This window comes from Otariodibacter sp., assembly GCF_029256985.1.
Taxonomy (GTDB): Bacteria; Pseudomonadota; Gammaproteobacteria; order Enterobacterales; family Pasteurellaceae; genus Otariodibacter.
In genome coordinates, this window is the sequence record NZ_JARIDQ010000075.1 from 31,975 (window position 1) to 52,609 (window position 20,635).

Genomic DNA, 20,635 nt, shown 5'->3' on the forward strand with positions numbered 1-20,635 from the left:
ATTTATGGAGCTACACAACTTTTCCTATTTCCGCTACAATTCAATTCATTATTTATTATTACGGTATATAAAATGTCAAATCATTCAAGAAAAATACTCGTTACTTGTGCATTACCTTACGCTAATGGGGCGATTCATTTAGGCCATATGTTAGAACATATCCAAGCTGATATTTGGGTTCGTTTTCAACGCATGCGAGGTAATCAAATTTATTTTGTGTGTGCAGATGATGCTCACGGTACACCGATTATGCTTAATGCAGATAAATTAGGTATTACACCAGAGCAATTAATAGAGAATGCAAAAGCTGATCATATTGCAGATTTTAACGGTTTTAATATTAGTTTTGATAATTATCACTCAACACACAGTATTGAAAATAAAACCATTACTTCTGAAATCTATAAAAAACTAAAAGCAAATGGATTCATCAAAAGTAAAGTTATTTCACAACTTTATGATCCTGAAAAAAATATGTTTTTACCAGATCGTTTTGTAAAAGGTACTTGTCCTAACTGTAAAGCAGAAGATCAATATGGAGATAACTGTGAAGTATGTGCTTCAACTTATAGTCCAATGGATTTAATCAATCCACGTTCTGCAGTTTCTGGTGCAACACCAATTATTAAAGAATCTGAGCATTTTTTCTTTGACTTACCAAGCTTTGAAAATATGTTAAGAGAATGGATACGTTCTGGTTCACTTCAAGCTGAAATTGCCAATAAAATGCAAGAGTGGTTTGAAAGTGGTTTACAACAATGGGATATCAGCCGTGATGCGCCTTACTTTGGGTTTGAGATCCCTGATGCCGAAAATAAGTTCTTTTACGTATGGTTAGATGCACCTATTGGCTATATGGCATCATTCCAAAATCTTTGTTCTAGAAAAGGCATTGATTTTAACGATTTTTGGAAAAAAGATTCAGAAGCAGAACTTTACCACTTTATCGGAAAAGATATCGTTTACTTCCATAGCCTTTTCTGGCCTGCAATGCTAGAAGGCAGTGGCTATCGTAAACCGACAAACGTATTTGCTCACGGGTATGTAACCGTTGATGGGCAAAAGATGTCTAAATCACGTGGAACATTCATCCAAGCAAGCACCTATTTAAAACATATCGATCCAGAATGTTTACGTTACTACTATGCTGCAAAACTAAATGATCGTATCGAAGATCTGGATTTCAGCTTAGATGACTTTGTACAACGTGTGAACAGCGACATCGTAAACAAGCTCGTTAATCTCGCATCTCGTAATGCAGGTTTTATTACTAAACGTTTTGAAGGCAAACTTGCAAGTGAATTGGAAAATCCTGAACTCTTTGCTGAATTTATTGCGCAAGCTGAACAAATTGCTAGTTATTATGAATCGCGTGAATTTAACAAAGCAATTCGTGAAATCATGAATTTGACAGATAAAGCGAATAAATATATTGATGACAAAGCACCTTGGGTTATTGCTAAAGAAGAAGGTAAAGAAGCTGAATTACAAGCAGTATGTTCAATGGGATTAGAAATGTTCCGTATCCTAATGAGCTACCTTAAACCAGTATTACCTAAACTAGCAGAAAAAGCGGAAGCGTTCTTACAAACTGAATTACGTTGGGATAACATTGATGTTCCATTGTTTAACCACACAATTTCACCATTCAAAGCGTTATTCTCTCGTTTAGAGAAAAAACAAATTGATGCAGTAATTGAAGAAACCAAAATATTATTTGCTGAAGCAAACAAAAAAGAGGAAAAGATGACTGAAACTAAAGTAACTAATGTAGAACCAATTGCCCCTGAAATTACTATTGATGATTTTGCTAAATTAGATCTACGTGTTGCAAAAGTACTTAAATGTGAGTCTGTGCCAAAATCAAACAAACTATTACGTTTTGAATTGGATCTTGGTGATCATACTCGTCAAGTATTCTCTGGGATTAAAGCTGCTTACAATAATCCAGAAGAATTAGAAGGTCGTTTTGTGGTTATGATCGCGAATTTAGCTCCACGTCAAATGTCTTTTGGGCTTTCTGAAGGAATGATTTTATCAGCAGGCACAGGCGGTGCAGATTTATTCTTACTTTCAGCGGATTCTGGCGTTACCGCTGGTATGCAAGTGAAATAGGAGAAACTATGTTGCAACAAACGCTTTGTATTATCAAACCCGATGCAACTAATCGCCATTTAATCGGGGAAATTCTTGCTCATTTAGAGAAAAATAACCTAGCGATTAAGGCATTAAAAATGCTTCAATTAACAAAGCCTCAAGCAGAAGGATTCTATGCAGAGCATCAAGGCAAATCATTTTTTGAGCCTTTAGTTGAATCTATGCTCAAAGCTCCGATTGTCGTTGCGGTGTTAGAGGGAGAAAATGCAATTAGCTATTATCGTAATCTTATCGGTGCAACCGATCCTGAAAAAAGAGAAAAAGGCACAATTCGCGATCTCTATGCTTTGAGTTACCGAGAAAATTCAGTGCATGGCTCTGATTCGGAAGATTCCGCCAAACGAGAAATTGCTTATTTCTTTACTAAAAATGAGATTGTGTAATTTCATAAAATGATAAAAAATCCTTTTTTGATAGCAAACAAAAAAGGATTTTTTTCTTAATGAATAATGTAGATTTTCTTGATTAAAAAGCAGTAGAATTTAACTTATTTTCACCTTGAATATAAAAAATGCTCAGTTTATCAGCCGATAATATTCTATTAAATCAATATGCAAAAAATAAGCAGGAAGCTATTCATCTAATTGCACATCAATTAGTACAACACGGAAATGTTGAATTTGGCTATGAAAGTGGAATGATTAACAGAGAAAATCAGATTTCTACTTTTTTAGGTAATGGCATCGCCGTTCCTCACGGAACGCTAGAAACCCGTCATTTAGTCAAAAAAACAGGCATACAAATTATGCAGTTTCCTGAAGGTGTTGAGTGGGAAGCAGGAAATATTGCCTATGTTGTCATTGGTATTGCGGCTAAATCTGATGAACATCTTACTATTCTACAGCAATTAACATCCATCTTAAATGATGAATGCATTACTCAAAAACTTGCTAAAGTTAATGATATTGATGAATTTATCGCATTATTTAATGGTTCAAAAGTATTGCCTATCATTGATGCCGATCTCATCTCGTTTAATGAAAATACAACTAGCCTTATTACACTTTCTGCAATGAATGCAGAGAAACTTGCGGAAAAAGGTTATGTTGATACACAATTTATACAATCAGTTATTACCGCCCAACCACTTAAGATCACAGATAATTTATTTATCGTTGATAGTGAAGAAGGTAATCAAGCGAATGGAATTGCGGTTGTTAAAGGTAAAGAAAACAAAATTCTTATTACCTTTTCTCATATTGATCAAAGTCTAAAACCTCAATGGGAAAAATTACTCAATAAAGAAGTATATAAGCAACTGTTCACTTTTGAAAAAAAGTCTCAATTTGTCAAGTTTTTTACAGAAAAACTAGTCTCACAAGCGGTCAGTTCTAAAAAGAAAATTGTAAATCCTCACTCTGTTGAAAAAACTTTTACGATTCATAATCAGTATGGTTTACATATTCGCAATAGTACAATTTTAGTAAATCTCATCAAAGGATATGATGTAAAAGTAAAAGCTCAGAATATTGATACCAAAAGTCCTCTCGTCAGTACAGAAAGTTTAATGAATATCCTTTCTCTTGGTGTTCAAAAAGGACAACATTTAAGATTTGTTGCCATAGGAAAAGATGCTCAAGTTGTGCTAGAAGAAATTGGCAAGGCTATTGATAGTGGTTTAGGAGAAGAATAGATGAAAGAGCTTTTACGAATATTAAGCGTCACTTTCAATCCTGCATTAGATTTAGTTGGACAAGTATCACATATTCAATTAGGTGAACTGAATCGTATTGAAACACTTGGATTATACCCTTCTGGTAAAGGTGTTAATGTTGCAAAAGTTTTAGCAGATTTAGCGATTCCCATAACCGCAACTGGTTTTTTAGGTAAAGATAATCAAAGTGATTTTGCCCAGTTATTTGAACAAAATAATATTGATGATTTATTTTATCGAGTATCAGGCAAAACACGCATCAATGTAAAAATTACAGCAAGTAAATCAAACGTCACAGAACTCAATTTTCAAGGCTTTGAAGTTCAATCACAAGATTGGGAGCAATTTATCGCTCAATCAACATCTTGGCATAACTATTTTGATCTTATTGCTGTGTGTGGTTCTTTACCCAAAGGGATTGAAATATCTCAATTTTCTAGTTGGCTATCTAACTTGAAATCTCAAGGACTAAAAATCATATTAGACAGTAGTCACGCTGCGTTATCCGAAGGAATCAAAATAAAACCTTGGCTGATTAAACCAAATCAGAAAGAATTAGAGATTTTAACAAATCGCCCACTAACAAACCTGAGTGATATTATTGATTCAGCTAAAACATTACATCAAAGTGGAATAGAGAATGTCGTTGTATCTATGGGTGAAAATGGAGCTATTTGGATCAATAAGGACAGAATTTTACAAGCTACTCCACCTCATTTGAAACATATTGTGAGTACTGTTGGGGCTGGCGATTCAATGGTTGCAGGGTTACTATATGGAATTGCTCACCGATGGAATAAAGAGGAAACTTTTCGCATTGCAAGTGCAATTTCAGCACTGGCGGTAACTCAAAGTAACGTAGGTATTTCAGATAAAACATTACTTGATAATCTTATACCGCAAATAAAGCTAACTATATTGTAACAATATAATCGTCATGTAATAAAAAAGTATTTTAAATTCAATAAATTATATTTATTTAAAAAGGAATTAACCAATGAAAATTGCATTAATATTTCCACCTCAACTAGGCAAATCAAGAGTTTTTCTTGTGAATGAAGTATTATCAACTGCTGCAACACAACAAGGACATACGATTGTTGAAGCTGAACAAGCAGAGTTTGTTTTGTTATTTGAGCAACAGATTCCTGAAAATGTAATCGGGAAAAAAGGTGCTATCGTTAATATAGACCAAGCATTTAATCAACCAGAAGAAACCTTATTGCAAGCGGTCAGTTCATCACATATTTTAACAAATAACAATGCTCAACAAACTTCACAAGATACCTCATTATCTAAAGATAAAATCAGAAAGATTGTTGGAGTAACAGCCTGCCCTACTGGCGTAACACTCACCTTTATGTCAGCCGAAGCAATTGCAAAATATGCTAAAACACAAGGATGGGAAGCAAAAATTGAAACATGGGGACAAATTGGCTCGGGCAATTTATTGTCTAAAGCGGATATTGAGGATGCTGATTTAGTCTTTGTTGCAGCTGATATTGATATTGATTTAAGTAAGTTTGAAGGCAAATTACTCTACCGCACATCAACCAATCTTGCTTTAAAGAAAACAGAACAAGAGTTTGATAAAGCAATAAATGAAGCTCAAATTTATTATCATAATGGTCAAAAAACTAAAACAAAGACTAAACATCAAGAGAAGCTGACAACCGCTACTACCACCGATCATTTCTACATAGATAGAAATAGAGTCAAAAAAATTGTTGGAGTAACTGCTTGCCCAACAGGTGTAACCCTCACCTTTATGTCAGCAGAAGCAATTGCAAAATATGCTAAAGCACAAGGATGGGAAGCAAAAATTGAAACATGGGGACAAATAGGCTCCAGTAACTTGCTTTCTAAAGCCGATATTAGAGAAGCTGATTTAGTCTTTATTGCAGCTGATATTGATATCGATTTAAGCAAATTTAAAGGTAAACCACTTTATCGTACTACTACCAATCTTGCTTTAAAGAAAACAGAACAAGAGTTTGATAAAGCATTAAAAGAAGCTAAAATTTATTAAGATTTATATTTACAATTGATAAAGCTAAAAGTGATGATTACTCTCTTTTGGCTTCTATTTATCATCCTCCCCAATTCAAATATATAATATTTATTTAAAATTAACGTATAATAACTAAAGACTATACCTAATATCTGGAGTGATGAATGAACTACCTAACCTATGCGAATGATACGCTATCATTATATTCACAAGCGATTACCCGTCTAAACCAATCCTTATCTGAATCCTTTAATCAAGCTGTTGATCTGATCCTCAATTGTGAGGGGCGAGTTGTAGTAGCAGGTATTGGTAAATCAGGGCTAGTCGGTAAGAAAATGGTTGCAACATTTGCTTCAACTGGTACACCTAGCTTTTTCTTACATCCAACTGAAGCCTTTCATGGTGATCTTGGTATGCTGAAGTCTATGGATGTGGTAATCCTTATTTCTTACAGTGGGGAAACCGATGATGTGAATAAACTCATACCTAGCCTACAAAATTTTGGAAACAAAATTATTGCGATGACAGGTAATCCTCATTCAACTTTAGCACAACATTCAGATATTGTATTAGATATCAGTATTGAGCGTGAAGCTTGCCCAAATAACCTTGCCCCTACAACCTCAAGCCTTATTACAATGGCATTAGGCGATGCATTGGCAATTGCATTAATTAAAGCTCGGGATTTCAAAGCAGAAGATTTTGCCCGTTTCCACCCAGGTGGTAGTTTAGGACGTAAATTACTCTGTCGAGTACGTGATGTTATGCAAAAAAAATTACCCATTGCAATGCTAGACAGTACGTTCAGTGATTGCCTAAATATCATGAATGAGGGAAGAATGGGAGTCGCTATTGTAATGCAAGATGAACAATTAAAAGGAATTATTACTGATGGCGATATTCGTCGTACCCTAGCAAAATTTGGCGCTCAAAGCTTAGAAAAAACCGCTGAAGATATTATGACTCACCAACCAAAAACAATTGTTGATACCGCTTATCTAGCTCAAGCAGAAGAATTAATGAAAGAAAAACACATTCATTCACTAATAGCCATCACTGAAGAAGGTAAGGTATCAGGTATTGTGGAGTTTGCTAGCTAATGGCAAAATCAAATTACATTACAAGGGCTGGTTGGCAAGCCCTTGATCAAGAGCTTAAATATCTTTGGAAAGATGAACGACCGAAGGTAACGCAGGCTGTATCGGATGCGGCAGCTTTAGGCGATCGGAGCGAAAATGCTGAATATATTTATGGTAAACGCCGTTTAAGAGAGATTGACCGCCGAGTCCGTTTTCTAACAAAACGTTTAGAAGCATTGCAGATTGTTGATTATCACCCTAGCCAAGAAGGCAAAGTCTTTTTTGGTGCTTGGGTGGAGTTAGAAAACGATCAAGAAGAAATTAAACAATATCGTATTGTCGGATGCGATGAGTTTGATCCCTCAAAGCAATGGATCTCTATCGACTCCCCCGTTGCTAGAGCATTAATCGGTAAAGAAATAGATGATGAAATCCAAGTTGACACTCCATCCGGAAAAAGAACACTCTATATTAATCGAATTTGGTACGAGAAAGAGTAACTTATTGTAGATAACTCCAACACAAGCGGTCACTTCCTTATAAATTTTCACAAATAATTTATGCAAAAAATTAGAAAGAAGTCACCGCTTCTATTTAGCTAATAGCTTGAATATTACCTTGTTGTAGCATAAAGCGTTTATCACCCTGTTCTTCTAGCCACTGCATTTGTTGCAGTTGTTCTTGAGTTATAGCAGTTACGAAGACCTGTGAGCCTGTTTCTCGTAATCTATGGGCCAGCAATGCACGTTTGGTTGGATCGAGTTCTGAAGCAAAATCATCAACTAAGAATAGACATTCACGAGATTTTTGTTGAATCAAATATTCCCCTTGAGCTAAGCGTAAAGCACACATCAATAATTTAAGCTGACCTCGAGAAAGAATATCTTCCACCGGAAATCCATTTGCTCTAAAACGAAAATCAGCTTTTTGAGGCCCTACCATTGTGTAACCCACTGAACGATCTCGTTCAAATCCTTGCAATAAAATCTCCGCATAATCTCGCTCTTTATCCCATCCTTGATGAAAACTAACTGTGATTTCTAATTCAGGTAAAAAAAACTGACAGGTTTTCTCAATCGCTGGTCGTAATGCTTCGGCATACTCTGCTCGCATTTGACTGACTATTTGAGCAAGTTTAGCCAGTTCAATATCCCAATGGCGTAACTGTGAGTAATCCCTAACTTGCGATAAAGCGGCATTGCGTTGTTTTAATAAACGCTTTAAATTGACCCAATGACCATAAAAATCAGTATGTTGATGAAACAGTCCCCAATCTAAAAAAGCCCGACGATAGCTAGGCCCACCATTGAGTAATGTAAGCCCTTCTGGCGTAATGACTTGCATTGGTAATAAGTGAGCAAGATCAGAAATTTTTTTACCTTCTTCACCATTTATTTTTAGTTGCGTTTCACTTTGACGATTTCGTTGTAAACCTACTGACCATTCGTGTTTAGCTTCTGCAATTTGACCAAATAACACAAAATGATCGTGTTCTTGATGAATAATCCGACTGCTAATGTGGCTTTTAAAAGAACGTCCATGTCCCAAGTAGAAAATAGCTTCTAAAACGCTGGTTTTACCGCTACCATTTTCTCCGACCAAGAAATTAAATCCATGACTTAATTCAATATCAGCAGAAACAATATTTCTAAAATTATTAATTAATAAACGAGATAGGGACATTTGAATAAACCACAAGCGGTAAGATTAGCTAAAAGATTTGCACAACACGGTACACGTGGAAAGAAAGGTCACAAATATTGCGACCTTCTATATCTATAAAAATTACAAACGCATTGGCATAATCACATATTCAGCCGTGCTGTTATCGCAATCTTCAATCAAGCAACTTGAACTCGCATCCACAAGATTAATGCGAATACGTTGGCATTTAAGTGTGTTAATCACATCAAGCAAGTAATTCACATTGAATCCTATTTCCATCTCAACGTTATCATAGGATACGTCTATAATTTCTTCTGCTTCTTCTTGCTCAGGATTATTGGCGGTGAGTTTTAATAGATTATGACTAAGTGCTAGTCTTACGCCTTTGAATCTTTCATTAGAAAGAATGGCTGCACGCACCAATGCACGTTTTAATTGCTCTGCATCTGCCTCTAAAATACGATCAGCATTACGAGGGAACACTCGGCGATAATCAGGGAAACGACCATCAATAAGTTTTGAGGTAAAGACAACGCCATTCATTGAAACACGCAAGTTATTTGAACCAATTTCTAAACGAACAGGTTCATCACTCGAATTAATTAAACGAGATAGTTCTAAAACCGCTTTACGTGGAACAATGACCGAGTGAGCTAATAATTCTTGATTTAACGGCATGGTACAAACCGCTAAACGATGGCCATCTGTTGCAATTGTTCGAAGTAAATTACCCTCAGTCTCAAATTTCATTCCATTTAAGAAATAGCGTGCATCTTGGTTTGCCATCGAAAATTGCGTTGCCTCAATTAAACGAGCTAACGTTGCTTGATTGATTGTAAAATCAACTTCTGCATTCCAATCCATTAGATTTGGATAATCGGAAGCAGGTAATGTCGCTAAGCTAAATTTACTTCTGTCTGCACGAATTAAAGCGCGATCTTCTTCAAACAAAATAGAAATAACACTATCTTCAGGCAATGTTCGACAAATATCTAAAAATTTCTTAGCTGGAATAGTAAATTTTTGTTCAGAACTGACCGCTTCATATAATTCTGCTTGAGTAGTCAGCTCAACTTCAAGATCGGTTCCTGTCAAAAAAAGATAATTGTCTTTAATTTCAAGTAAAATATTATTAATAACAGGTAAAGTCGGGCGACTAGTCAATACCGCACAGACCTGTTGTAAGGGCTTAAGCAACTGTTCACGGGTAATAGTAAATTGCATAACAATTCCTTAGGACGATAATTTACGGGTTAAATTGATATAATCTTCTTGGATATTTGAATCCGTATCACGCAATTCATTGATTGTCTTACAAGCATGCATTACTGTTGTATGATCTCTTCCACCAAATTCACGTCCAATTTCAGGTAAACTGTGATTAGTTAATTCTTTTGCTAATGTCATCGCAATTTGACGTGGACGAGCAATAGAGCGTGTACGGCTCTTAGATTTTAGATCAGACATTTTTATATTGTAATATTCAGCCACTGTTTTTTGAATATTTTCGATCGTGATCAAATGATCGTATGAAGCAATAAGATCTTTTAATGATTCTCTTACCGCATCAATTGTGATTGGGCGATCTTTAAATTTACTCCAAGCGATCGCTCGGTTTAATGCCCCTTCTAATTCTCTCACGTTTGTTCTTAATTTTTGAGCTAAGAAAAAGGCAACATCTTCTGCTAAGAATACATCTCGCTCTTCTGCTTTTTTCATCAAAATTGCTACACGTGTTTCAAGTTCTGGTGGCTCAATTGCAGCGTTAACTCCCCAACTTAATCGTGAGCGAATACGTTCCTCAATGTTTTCAATATTTTTAGGAAAAACATCTGAGGTCACAATAATTTGTTTGCTACGTTCAAATAATGAATTAAAAGTATGGAAAAACTCTTCTTGAGTCACTTCTTTATTGGCAAAGAATTGAATATCATCAATCATTAATACATCAAGAGAACGATAAAATTTCTTGAAACTTTCAATGGTATTCGCTTTAATCGCTTTCACCATATCTTGAACAAATCTTTCTGAATGAATATAAACAACTTTTGCATTTGGATTTTGCTTGAGAATTTCATTACCAATTGCATGTAATAAGTGAGTTTTACCTAAACCTGTTCCACCATATAATGAAAAAGGATTACAGTGACTTTCCCCTGGATTTGCAGCAACTTGTTGAGCAACCGCTTTAGCCAGCTGATTTGATTTACCTTGAACAAAGTTGTCAAAATTGAGCTTTTCATTCAATCCTGATCTAATATTATGCGTGATTTCCGCTTCAACTATTTTTTCAGCATTTGCTGGAGTATTTACCGGAGCTTGAACAGGTTTTGTGCCAACTTTAATCGTGACCTTTAGATTTTCATCTTTAGACAAAAAACGAGCTAGACCTACAATTTCAGTCATGAATTTATCTTGAACCCAATTTGCAACAAATTGGTTTTGTGCATAAAGAATTAATTCCCCAGTTGCTGTATCAGCCTGAAGTGGACGTAGCCAAGTACTGTAATCATTAGGTGAAATTTTTGAATGTAAATGACTTAAACAATCAGACCAAAGGGAAGACACAACTTGCTCCAATAAATAGTTAAAAAGGGTGGATAATGATACCTGAAAATGAGATGAAGGTCTTGTAAATTTTCTTTAGATTAAGAAAACTATTTTAGATATGAGTATAAAAGAACCAAGCTATAAGCTTGGTTCTCATTATTCTTGAAATTAGCGACGTAAACCTAAGCGTGCGATAATTTCTGAATATTTAGCAAGATCAGTACGTTTTAAGTAGTCTAATAATTTACGACGGCGAGATACCATACGTAATAAACCACGACGGCTATGGTGATCTTTTTTATGCTCTGCAAAGTGACCTTGTAAGTGGTTGATTTGAGCAGTTAAAAGCGCAATTTGCACTTCTGAAGAACCTGTATCTTTTTCATCACGACCAAACTCAGCAACGATTTTTGCTTTTGCTTCTAAACTTAGAGACATTTGTACTCCTAAAAAGTAGTTAGTTTATATTCATCAATAGCCGATCTCTAACTCAGCTACGACACGAATTTCCATTGTAAATTTAAATCCATACTAAATCAATATATTTGCTTAGTGGGATGATGAATTTGTCGGTTGTAAATACGCTTCTTTATTCGGATCAACAGTTTTCGCTTTGCGAATCAACGGCTCAATCGTTGTACCTTGGGCTAAAATAGAAAACATTACTACCGAGTATGTCATTACCAGGATTAAATCCTTAACATCAATACTATTAACAAATGCAGTCTTGGTTGGTATTGATAATGCCATTGCTAAAGCAAGTCCACCACGTAAGCCACCCCAAGTCATAATTTTTAAGGTATAAGGATTATAAGTTCTCACTTTTTGTAACGCTTTGAATGGTAACCATAAACTTATGTAACGAGAGAATAAACAAGCAGGAATAGCTAATAACATTAATACTACACCATAGATATTAAAATCAACCAGCAGTAACGCAAAACCAATTAGGAAGAATAGTAAGAAATTTAGGAAGTGATCAATCATTTCCCAAAAGTGATCTAAATAACGTTGACTTTGTTCTGAGAATCCAGAATGACGAGTCCAGTTACCGATCATAATCCCCGATACCACCATCGCTAATGCACCAGAAACGTGTAATACGTTATTAGCTAACATAAAGCCAGCAGTAGGAATAGTTAAAGTTAGTAGAATTTCCATACTCCCATCATCTGTTGATGAAATAAGAATGTGTGCAATAAAACCTAGAACAAAACCTAATAAGATTCCGCCAATCGCTTCGTGAAAGAATAAGCCTAGAATGCCAGAGAATGTAGCCTCTTGTCCACCAAATGCAACAGCAAAAATTGTTGTAAAAATAACCAAACCTACCCCATCATTAAATAATGATTCACCTTCTACTTGCATTGAGAGTCGTTTGGGTGCTCTTAAATTTTTGATAATCGCAAGAACGGCAATAGGGTCAGTTGGGGAAATTAATGCACCAAATAAAATACAGTAAATAAAGTCGATGGGTAATCCAATTAGATTTGCAATAGCATAAATGATGCCACCGACGAAAAAGGTTGATGCCGTTGTAGAAAATAGTGCGAAAATTGTAATTTCCCACTTTTGATCTTTTAATACGGGTAATTTAATCCCAAGCGAACCTGCAAAAAGTAAAAATCCCAAAATTCCATTTAATAAGAAGCTAGTAAAATCAACTTGTTGCATCACTTCTGTTGCCATACTGCTGATATTAAACCAACCCAACCAACCGAAAAATAATAATACTAAAGAACCAACCATCGCTGATGCAGTAATAGCAATGGTAGATTGTACTTTATCACTGATTTTACTTGTAATAAAACCTAGCAAAATAGATAGTGCAGAAAGAAAACAAATATACGCATAAATACCCATTTGGTATCCTTAATTAAATGAGGAAAATTATTATCAAATTCCATTAAAAAATTTAGACAAGAATTAAATCAAATTTATTACAGAAATGCAAAGATATTCAGACTTAATAAGATTACTTAGACTTACTCAATGTGAAAGATAAAGGTAAAGCACTCTTGCGTTTAAGCTCATTTGTAATACGGATTGCTGTTTCTGTTTCACACCCTGCGAATTCTCCAATTTCACGATAGGTCCAATTATAATAAGGATAATTTTTTGTCAAAAAATCAATACTTTGAATCACTCTATCAGAAGTTTTCAAATAAGAGCTTTTAGCTAAACGCTGCTCTGCTTCCCTTAACTCATTAGCCAATGTCTGTAATAATCTCTTACTTACTTTTGGATTTTCGAAAAAAAAACGATTAACACTTGTTGGTTTTATCCGAGTAATTTCTGCATCAACAAGAACTTTTGCACTACAGTGATATTGACTATCTCCAAATAAGGTTCTATAACCAAAATATTCATTTTCTTTGTATAGTCTAACTAAACTTTCTTTGCCATTATCTAAAGTGTGATATAACCCAATCAATCCTTTATGTATAAAATAAAATTCTTGTGCTGTTTCTCCTTGTTCATAAATTATCATGCCTTTCGATAAAGTATGAAAAGGTATTAGCTTACAAGCATTTAATGTTATTGGATTGATGTGCCTCTCCATTTTAATATTTTCTCCTATTTATCTTTAAATATTAGAATAATAAAACGTTACAAATTGTAAAGTACCATTATATTTTTTGCCAATACATATAATGATCATTATTTTTCAACAAACTGGTTACTTTGATGAATTAATTGAAAGAATAATGCTAGAGGAGGGCGAACATCTGCATCCTTAATACCATTCTCATTATAATGTCGAAAATCACCTTTTTTATTGATTTGATACTGTTCACCATTCGGCATAATTGCTACATCCCAATTATAGCTCGCACTAAGCAACCATTTGCGTTCATTTTCTTTAGTCAAATCAATCCCTTGAGAATATAATGTTAAAGGTGAGGTCATACCAAAGAAATGAGAGAGTAAAGTTGGTGCTATGTCTAAGTGACTTGACATACCATTATAAATGCCACTATCACCTTGCCAGAACATCAACATCGGTACTTTTGTACTCTGAGCATCAAAACTATTATCTGTAGTAGATTGTTGTCCAATATCTGATGTGAGCAAAATAAAGGTATTCTTATCGAGTCCTTTAGCAGTAAGACGATCCCAAATAAATCGCAATTGAGAATCCACAAATTTAACATGTTTTTCATTATGAATATCACCAATAGCCAGATCTAAATAGCTAAAGAAAGGCGCCGATGTTTTTTCCGTTTCTAACCATAAATTCCACTGACGCAACGCATCAACACTATCTTTGGCTTGTGGTAAAGCAAAATTTTCAAACAATGCCTGATAAATTGGATTAGCAAAACTATTATGCGAAAAAAGTCCAAACTGATAATCTAAATTCTGTAATCGAGAAATTAGAACAGGTGGAGATTTCTTAGTAAGAATTGCATCTACATACTTACCACTCAAGCTATAAAACAAACTTGCCACACCTGCCATTTCAGTATCACCCGCAGTATAATGCTGAGTGAAACGTCTAGAATGAGTACTTAATTCCGATAGATTCGGCATCAATTCTGGTGTAATCACACTATCCGTTAAACCAGATAAATTGATAAATAATAGATTAATATTATCTGGTTTATTATCAAAATGTAGATGAGCTTTTGGATAATTAAGGAAGAACCCATCTAATCGCCCATTTTCTTCAATAGTCTGATCAAAACTTTCTCTGTCTATCAATCCATGTTTTTCTAAGAAACTACGAGCTGTCATTGGGTAAGAAAGAGGGTAATTCGCTCGTTGTGCAGTTACTGGACGGTACAACGACATATCGGCAAAGGCATAAAATAAATGAGTACCCATAAAGGCAAGTAAGAAGAAAGTAGCAACGTATTTTCCCCATTTTTGACGATTAAAACTACGTAGCTTTTGCCAACACCATCGTGAATAAAGCATTTCGGCTAACAATATCAACGGCATAGGCACAAATAATAATTGCCATTGGCGAGAAAGCTCACTTTCATCTGGATTAACCAGTAAATCCCACACAAGCGGTGAAAGATGCAAATAGAACTGCTTAAAGACTTCGGTATCAACCAATAACATTGTCATACCGATAGTCGCTACAACGACCGAAAGCCCTCTAAATGTCCTTGTATTACCAATAACAAAACTTAGAGGGAATAGTAATAACAGATAAAAGGCAAAAACAACAAAACTAAAATGACCGAATAGACTCAAGAAAAAATAAAGTTTTCCAAGTAGCGTATTCGGCCAATCGGCATTAAAGGCATATCGAGAAGATAGCGATAATGCAATAACAATATTAAATAGTGCAAACCAATGCCCCCAAACAATACGACGAGAGGTTTCCTCTCGGTATTGCAATGAATTTTTAGGTAAAAGGCGTTGGATTAAACTAAGCATTTTATTTTGCTGACTTTAACGAATTTTTTAATGCACTACAAAAAGCGTCACTTAATACTTCTTGTTGTTGCGGATTTTTAATATTGGTGACTAAAATATTAGTCACCATATTGCCTAATGCCATTAGGGATAAATCAACAGGGGCTTTATGCTTTTCTAGCGTAATAATTAAATCACTTAATAGTGCTTCAACCTGTTTGTCCTGATATTTTGATTTACTTGCCATCTATTCTTATCTCATAGTGAAAATTACGCAAATAGTACCACAAAATAAATAAATACGCTGAAAACAAGCGGTCAGATCTTGTGAATTATTTGCAAAAAATGTTGTTTAAGTGACCGCTTACGCTATTTTACTGCAACCATTGATCCAAAATTAAAGCATTGAAACCATAATTCCGTTTTCTCAAATCCCGCTTGTTTAAGACGTTCCTTGTGAGTTTGAATCGTATCTGTTCGCATCACATTTTCTAATGCATTACGTTTTTGGCTCACTTCCAATTCACTATACCCATTCGCTCGTTTAAAAGTATGGTGCAAGTCGATCAGTAATTCGTTCATCTGATTATCACTAAAGGTAAATTTTTCAGATAATACCAATACACCATTAGGATTCATTCCTTGATAGATCTTAGTTAATAAAGCTAATCGATCTTCGGGTGGTAAAAATTGTAAGGTAAAATTCAGCACCACCATTGAGGCATTTTGGATATCAATATTGCGGATATCTTCACACAATACATCAACGGGAATATCCGAATGATAAGCACTTAAATGGTGGCGACAACGCTCAACCATTGGCTCAGAATTATCTACCCCAATAATATGGGCAGTTTTACCCTCAATATTACGACGAATGGATAAAATTCCCGCCCCACGAGAGCAACCTAAATCATATACGTTAGAATTATCTGTTACAAAACGTCCTGCTAACATACCAATAGCGGTAATAATATTGGAATAGCCCGGTACAGAACGTTGAATCATATCGGGAAAAACTTCCGCTACGGATTCATCAAAAGTAAAATCACCTAATTTTTCAATTGGTGCAGAAAATAAAGTATCTTTCATCATAGTTATCTTAATCTTATTCTTAATAATAATGAGTGAGTTTATGCGAATAACGCATCCATTTCTTCAATTAAATTCTCACTTGGTTTCTCAAAAAACACCCCACTTTGCGGTGTACCATCCATTCCTCTTAAAAAGAGATAAGCCACCCCACCAAAATTTTGTGCATAGTGATAGTTATCCCCTAACCGAGATTTTAAATAACGATGAGCTGCCAAGGTATAAAGTATATATTGTAAATCATAACGATATTGAATCATCTTTTTTTCAATATTTTCTAATTGATAATCTTGTGGCAAACGGCCTAAATAGTTTGATTTATAGTCAATGATATAAAATTTACCGTCCACTTCAATAAAGCAATCCACGAAACCACGCACAAAACCTTCTAATTGGAAGAGTTGCAAATCAGGTGCATTTTTAGCGAGGGGACTGTATTTTTTCAATAGACCATTTAGCTTAGATAATGCTTTTTCATTACTCAAGCGTAAATAGAATTGCCATTCATTTAAACGCTTAGGTGGGCCAACCTGATTTAATGAAAATGGTTGCTCACCAAAAGGTGTCGCCAATATTGCATTAAACCACGAAATCGTCGGCTCAACCCACTCTTCAGATAAACCAAGTTGCTCACACACTGAAAGTACTTTCTCTTCATCAATCGGTTGAGTGAAATCACTTAACTCAAAAAAGCGGTGCAATATATTCCCCACTTTTGTACTATGTGGGAAACGATAAGGAGTATATTCAATCAACTCGTCATCATCTTGCTCAACTTCAACGTTTTCTTGAGCCGTTTTATCATGATCCACAGCCTTATCACCCGTTGCAAGCGGTAAGATTGTCTCATTTTTTTGCAATAAATAACTATGCTGTGAATGTAATGCAGAAAAACTAGTTACTTGATGAGTTTGCTTAATTTTATGCTCAAACATTTTAACTTTTGGAATCTCAATCGCTTGAGCAGATAAAGGCGAAAACTTGGTTGTATCTGGCTCTGAATCCAATAAAACTTTATGGCAATCTATACCTTTTTTCGTTAAACAAACCTCTGTTTCGGTACCCTTATCAGGCAATCCATTAGTCAATAAATAGTGCATTGCATTCCAATTTCCCGACCATTTTTGTGGTAGAATCATATGCAGTTGGTACTTCGCTCGTGTCAAAGCTACATATAACAGACGTAAATCTTCTGCGTATTCAGCTTTATTTTGCAATGCTTTAATTTCTTCATCATTCCCCAATAAATCCCACGCAATTTGATTATCTTCTCGGCGATAAACAGCCATTCCATTGCCTGAAAAACCTTTGCTTTTCTTACCTATAAACGGTAACCAAACAAAGGGATACTCCAACCCTTTAGACTTATGAATCGTAATAATTTTAATCAGATTTTCTTCACTTTCTAAACGTAAAATCTGCTCATCACTTCCCGTTGGTTGCTCAATTTGTTGATAGAACCAACGTAATAATGCTGATTCATTTTCCGTCACTTCCATTTGCTCTTGTAGCAATTCAGCTAAATGCAAAATATTAGTCACTCGACGATCGGCATTATCCGATTGATTTATTCTTTTTATAATATCTTCGCTTAAAAATAGGTAATGTAGCATTGGCAAAATACCCTGCATCTGCCAAATACGACGAGAGTAACTAAATAGCTCAACATACTTTTCCCAATCTTCTTCATTATTTTTAATTTTATAGATCTGATCTGCCGTTAGCCCCCATAATTCTGAACCAATAGCTGCCAAAATCGCTCTTTGTTGGTAAGGATTTAAACAGGCAGTTAAGATTGCAGCAATATCCAATGCCTCTTGGGTTTGATAAACGCTTTCCTTTTCCGATAAAAACACTGACTGAATATCTCGCTCAGATAATGCCTGTTTTACTTTTCTTGCTTCATCGTGAGATCGCACCAAAATTGCGATATCTTTTGGTGCAAGTTTTCTTGGCACCAAAATAATTTTCACTTTACCGTCTAAATCAAATTCTTCTTTCTCTTCTAAAACAAATAAATCACCTTGCTCTATATTATATAATTGCCGTTGAATTTGATCAGCACAATGTTGAGCAGCAAGATCCGATTGATAATGTCCTCTCTCATAAGCCTCTCGAAGTAAATAAATATTTATCTCTGGTTGTGACACAACCTCATATTTTTGTTCATTATGCCTAAATAATTTATTTCCTGATTTTTCTTGTACCACTTTTGTTTGTAGCTCTTCCTTCTTCTGCTCTCCTTTCTTTTGATCTTTTTGTTCATTCTGCTTAGATAATTTTTTTACTACTCTAGTTTCTGTTTTTTTAAATGCAGTTGGATGAAAGCCAATATTTTCATACAAAAAAGGACTCGCTTCTGCTGTATCAGGAAAAGAGAAAAGCTTATTAATAAACTCGACCACATTAGGTAAAGAACGCCAATTTTGTGATAGCGTAAAAGTCCCTGACACTTTTTGAGAGGCATCTAAATAGGAAAAAATATCGGCGCCACGGAATTTATAGATCGACTGCTTAGGATCACCAATCATAATAAACCCTTGGTTTTCTTGCTCGTCTATAAAAATTCGTTTAAAAATTTCGTACTGAATTTGATCGGTATCTTGCGATTCATCAATCATTGCAAATTTATATTGCTGACGAATTTTCTCAGCCAATACTTTCCCATTTTTACCAACAAGCGCATTGTAAAAAGACATCTGCATATCAGAAAAAGATCTTTCAGAATGATGCTCTTTATAATCGGCTAATTTTTGGCGAAGGTGCATTAAATAACGATAGGTCAGTTTACTTTTAATATCATTTTTAAGATTAGAAATATTTTGAGTGTATTCATCAAAAAAGCTATCAATCTTTACAAAATGCTCACTACGGGGCGTTTCTTTCCCTTTATTTGTTTTTTTCTCTAAATGTGATTGGCGAAAATACTCTAACTCATCTTTAGGAAAGTCAGTATTAGCGGAATTAACCCAACTATTTATTTTAGGTAGAGCATCGTTGTTAATTTTACTTTCAGTATATCTACCTGCATTCAATATTTTTATTTTAGGATTTGCATTTTGTTGAGTAAAAACTTCCTGAATAGGTCTGACTATTTCCTCAAAATTATCTCGCCAATAAGTCTTTACTTTTTCAAAAAACTGCTGATGCTCCACTACTTGTTGTCGATAATCCATATCAACCCACTTCTCTTGTTCAGGAGTAAGTGGCGGTAATTCCTTTGACAAAAGGTATCTTACTGCATTTAATGCCTTACTTGGATTAGATAAGCTTGTTAAGATCCACGCAGCATCTTCTTTACTAGCTGAATAAAAAAGCTCTCGCCAAGTTTCTTCACTTAATCTTGCCAACAATTCACTTTCATCTACTTTCAAATTCACATCAAATCGCACACCTGAATCAAATGCAAACTGAAATAACATTTTCTGGCAAAAGCTATCAATAGTAAAAATACTCGCCAAATCCATATCACGTTCAGCTAATTTTAAACGTAACAAAGCGTGTTCTAAATTATCTTTGACTCGTTGATAAACTTCTTGTACGAATAGATCATTTTCAAATTCGCGTTCAATTTCGGCTAAATCAGGAGGCGGAATATACGAAGGATCTTTTTCTTTTCTTCTCAAATGCTCAAAATAACGTGCCACTTTGAATAATTTCGTCCGAATACGATCTCTCAATTCCTTTGTCGCTGCAACAGTGAAAGTCACCACTAAAATTTGCTCTACTTGCAAAGGCTCACAATCTATACCCAACACTAAACGCAAGTACAAATTAGCCATTGTATAGGTTTTACCTGTACCAGCTGATGCTTCGATCAATACTGAACGATCAAGAGGGAGAGAAATTGGATTGAGAGTTTCCATTTGCTTCATTTTTGCGATCATACTTTTTAGAAAATAATGGTGCTAATTTTAGCATTGAAAGGGAAAATGATCTGCCCTTTAATGAATTGAAGTACAATTTCATAGAAAAATCAGCTTATCATTAGGATTAATTTAAGAGTAATGTCTAAAGAAAAGGGCTGAAATAAATCAGCCCATCTATAATTTGCAG

At 34.9% G+C, this 20,635-nt stretch carries 16 protein-coding genes and 2 pseudogenes; 8 read left to right on the top strand and 10 right to left on the bottom strand.

The window, feature by feature from the left end; all coding sequences use genetic code 11:
* Positions 1-72: 72 nt before the first annotated feature.
* From metG to greB, 8 genes and pseudogenes are all read left to right on the top strand, one after another.
* Positions 73-2,115 (top strand): methionine--tRNA ligase, encoded by a 2,043-nt coding sequence (metG, locus tag Q1J40_RS07780; RefSeq protein WP_301099543.1) that lies wholly within the window; start codon positions 73-75, stop codon positions 2,113-2,115.
* A gap of 8 nt (positions 2,116-2,123) precedes the next feature.
* Positions 2,124-2,540, top strand: a complete 417-nt coding sequence (gene ndk / locus Q1J40_RS07785) for a nucleoside-diphosphate kinase (RefSeq protein WP_301099544.1) — start codon at positions 2,124-2,126, stop codon at positions 2,538-2,540.
* Between the two features lie 128 nt (positions 2,541-2,668).
* A complete protein-coding gene (gene fruB, locus Q1J40_RS07790; protein ID WP_301099545.1) occupies positions 2,669-3,790 on the top strand; it encodes a fused PTS fructose transporter subunit IIA/HPr protein in 1,122 nt (373 codons plus the stop codon).
* Positions 3,791-4,735 (top strand): 1-phosphofructokinase, encoded by a 945-nt coding sequence (gene fruK / locus Q1J40_RS07795; protein WP_301099546.1) that lies wholly within the window; start codon positions 3,791-3,793, stop codon positions 4,733-4,735. It abuts the gene before it with no gap.
* A gap of 73 nt (positions 4,736-4,808) precedes the next feature.
* Positions 4,809-5,417 (top strand): annotated as a pseudogene (locus tag Q1J40_RS07800) (fructose PTS transporter subunit IIB); the annotation flags it as partial.
* A gap of 108 nt (positions 5,418-5,525) precedes the next feature.
* Positions 5,526-5,837, top strand: a pseudogene (locus tag Q1J40_RS07805) (fructose PTS transporter subunit IIB); the annotation flags it as partial.
* A gap of 149 nt (positions 5,838-5,986) precedes the next feature.
* Complete coding sequence (locus tag Q1J40_RS07810) at positions 5,987-6,922, top strand: KpsF/GutQ family sugar-phosphate isomerase (protein WP_301099547.1); 936 nt, start codon at positions 5,987-5,989, stop codon at positions 6,920-6,922.
* Positions 6,922-7,401, top strand: coding sequence for a transcription elongation factor GreB (gene greB / locus Q1J40_RS07815; RefSeq protein WP_301099548.1), 480 nt, complete (start codon positions 6,922-6,924; stop codon positions 7,399-7,401). The genes Q1J40_RS07810 and greB overlap by 1 nt, the downstream gene beginning before the upstream one ends.
* Before the next feature lie 94 nt (positions 7,402-7,495).
* Here greB and recF read toward each other — a convergent pair whose 3' ends face one another.
* The 10 genes from recF to Q1J40_RS07865 all read right to left on the bottom strand — a co-directional run bounded on the left by recF (position 7,496) and on the right by Q1J40_RS07865 (position 20,445).
* Positions 7,496-8,584 carry a DNA replication/repair protein RecF gene (gene recF, locus Q1J40_RS07820; protein ID WP_301099549.1) on the bottom strand — a complete coding sequence of 363 codons (1,089 nt, stop codon included), beginning with the start codon at positions 8,582-8,584 and terminating at the stop codon, positions 7,496-7,498.
* Between the two features lie 102 nt (positions 8,585-8,686).
* A complete protein-coding gene (gene dnaN, locus Q1J40_RS07825; RefSeq protein ID WP_301099550.1) occupies positions 8,687-9,790 on the bottom strand; it encodes a DNA polymerase III subunit beta in 1,104 nt (367 codons plus the stop codon).
* 9 nt (positions 9,791-9,799) lie between these two features.
* Positions 9,800-11,146: a chromosomal replication initiator protein DnaA gene (dnaA, locus tag Q1J40_RS07830; RefSeq protein WP_301099551.1), complete on the bottom strand. Its 1,347-nt coding sequence runs from the start codon at positions 11,144-11,146 to the stop codon at positions 9,800-9,802.
* 138 nt (positions 11,147-11,284) lie between these two features.
* Positions 11,285-11,554 carry a 30S ribosomal protein S15 gene (rpsO, locus tag Q1J40_RS07835; protein WP_301099552.1) on the bottom strand — a complete coding sequence of 90 codons (270 nt, stop codon included), beginning with the start codon at positions 11,552-11,554 and terminating at the stop codon, positions 11,285-11,287.
* A 111-nt stretch (positions 11,555-11,665) separates the two neighbouring features.
* Positions 11,666-12,979: a cation:proton antiporter gene (locus tag Q1J40_RS07840; protein ID WP_301099553.1), complete on the bottom strand. Its 1,314-nt coding sequence runs from the start codon at positions 12,977-12,979 to the stop codon at positions 11,666-11,668.
* 112 nt (positions 12,980-13,091) lie between these two features.
* Positions 13,092-13,679, bottom strand: coding sequence for a Crp/Fnr family transcriptional regulator (locus Q1J40_RS07845; RefSeq protein WP_301099554.1), 588 nt, complete (start codon positions 13,677-13,679; stop codon positions 13,092-13,094).
* Positions 13,680-13,777: 98 nt separating this feature from the next.
* Positions 13,778-15,508 (bottom strand): DUF3413 domain-containing protein, encoded by a 1,731-nt coding sequence (locus Q1J40_RS07850; protein ID WP_301099555.1) that lies wholly within the window; start codon positions 15,506-15,508, stop codon positions 13,778-13,780.
* A 1-nt stretch (position 15,509) separates the two neighbouring features.
* Positions 15,510-15,734: a YejL family protein gene (locus Q1J40_RS07855; RefSeq protein WP_301099556.1), complete on the bottom strand. Its 225-nt coding sequence runs from the start codon at positions 15,732-15,734 to the stop codon at positions 15,510-15,512.
* 122 nt (positions 15,735-15,856) lie between these two features.
* Entirely contained in the window at positions 15,857-16,582 is a 726-nt protein-coding gene (gene cmoA / locus Q1J40_RS07860; protein ID WP_301099557.1) for a carboxy-S-adenosyl-L-methionine synthase CmoA, read from the bottom strand.
* 38 nt (positions 16,583-16,620) lie between these two features.
* Positions 16,621-20,445: a UvrD-helicase domain-containing protein gene (locus Q1J40_RS07865; protein ID WP_502306664.1), complete on the bottom strand. Its 3,825-nt coding sequence runs from the start codon at positions 20,443-20,445 to the stop codon at positions 16,621-16,623.
* Positions 20,446-20,635: the final 190 nt, after the last annotated feature.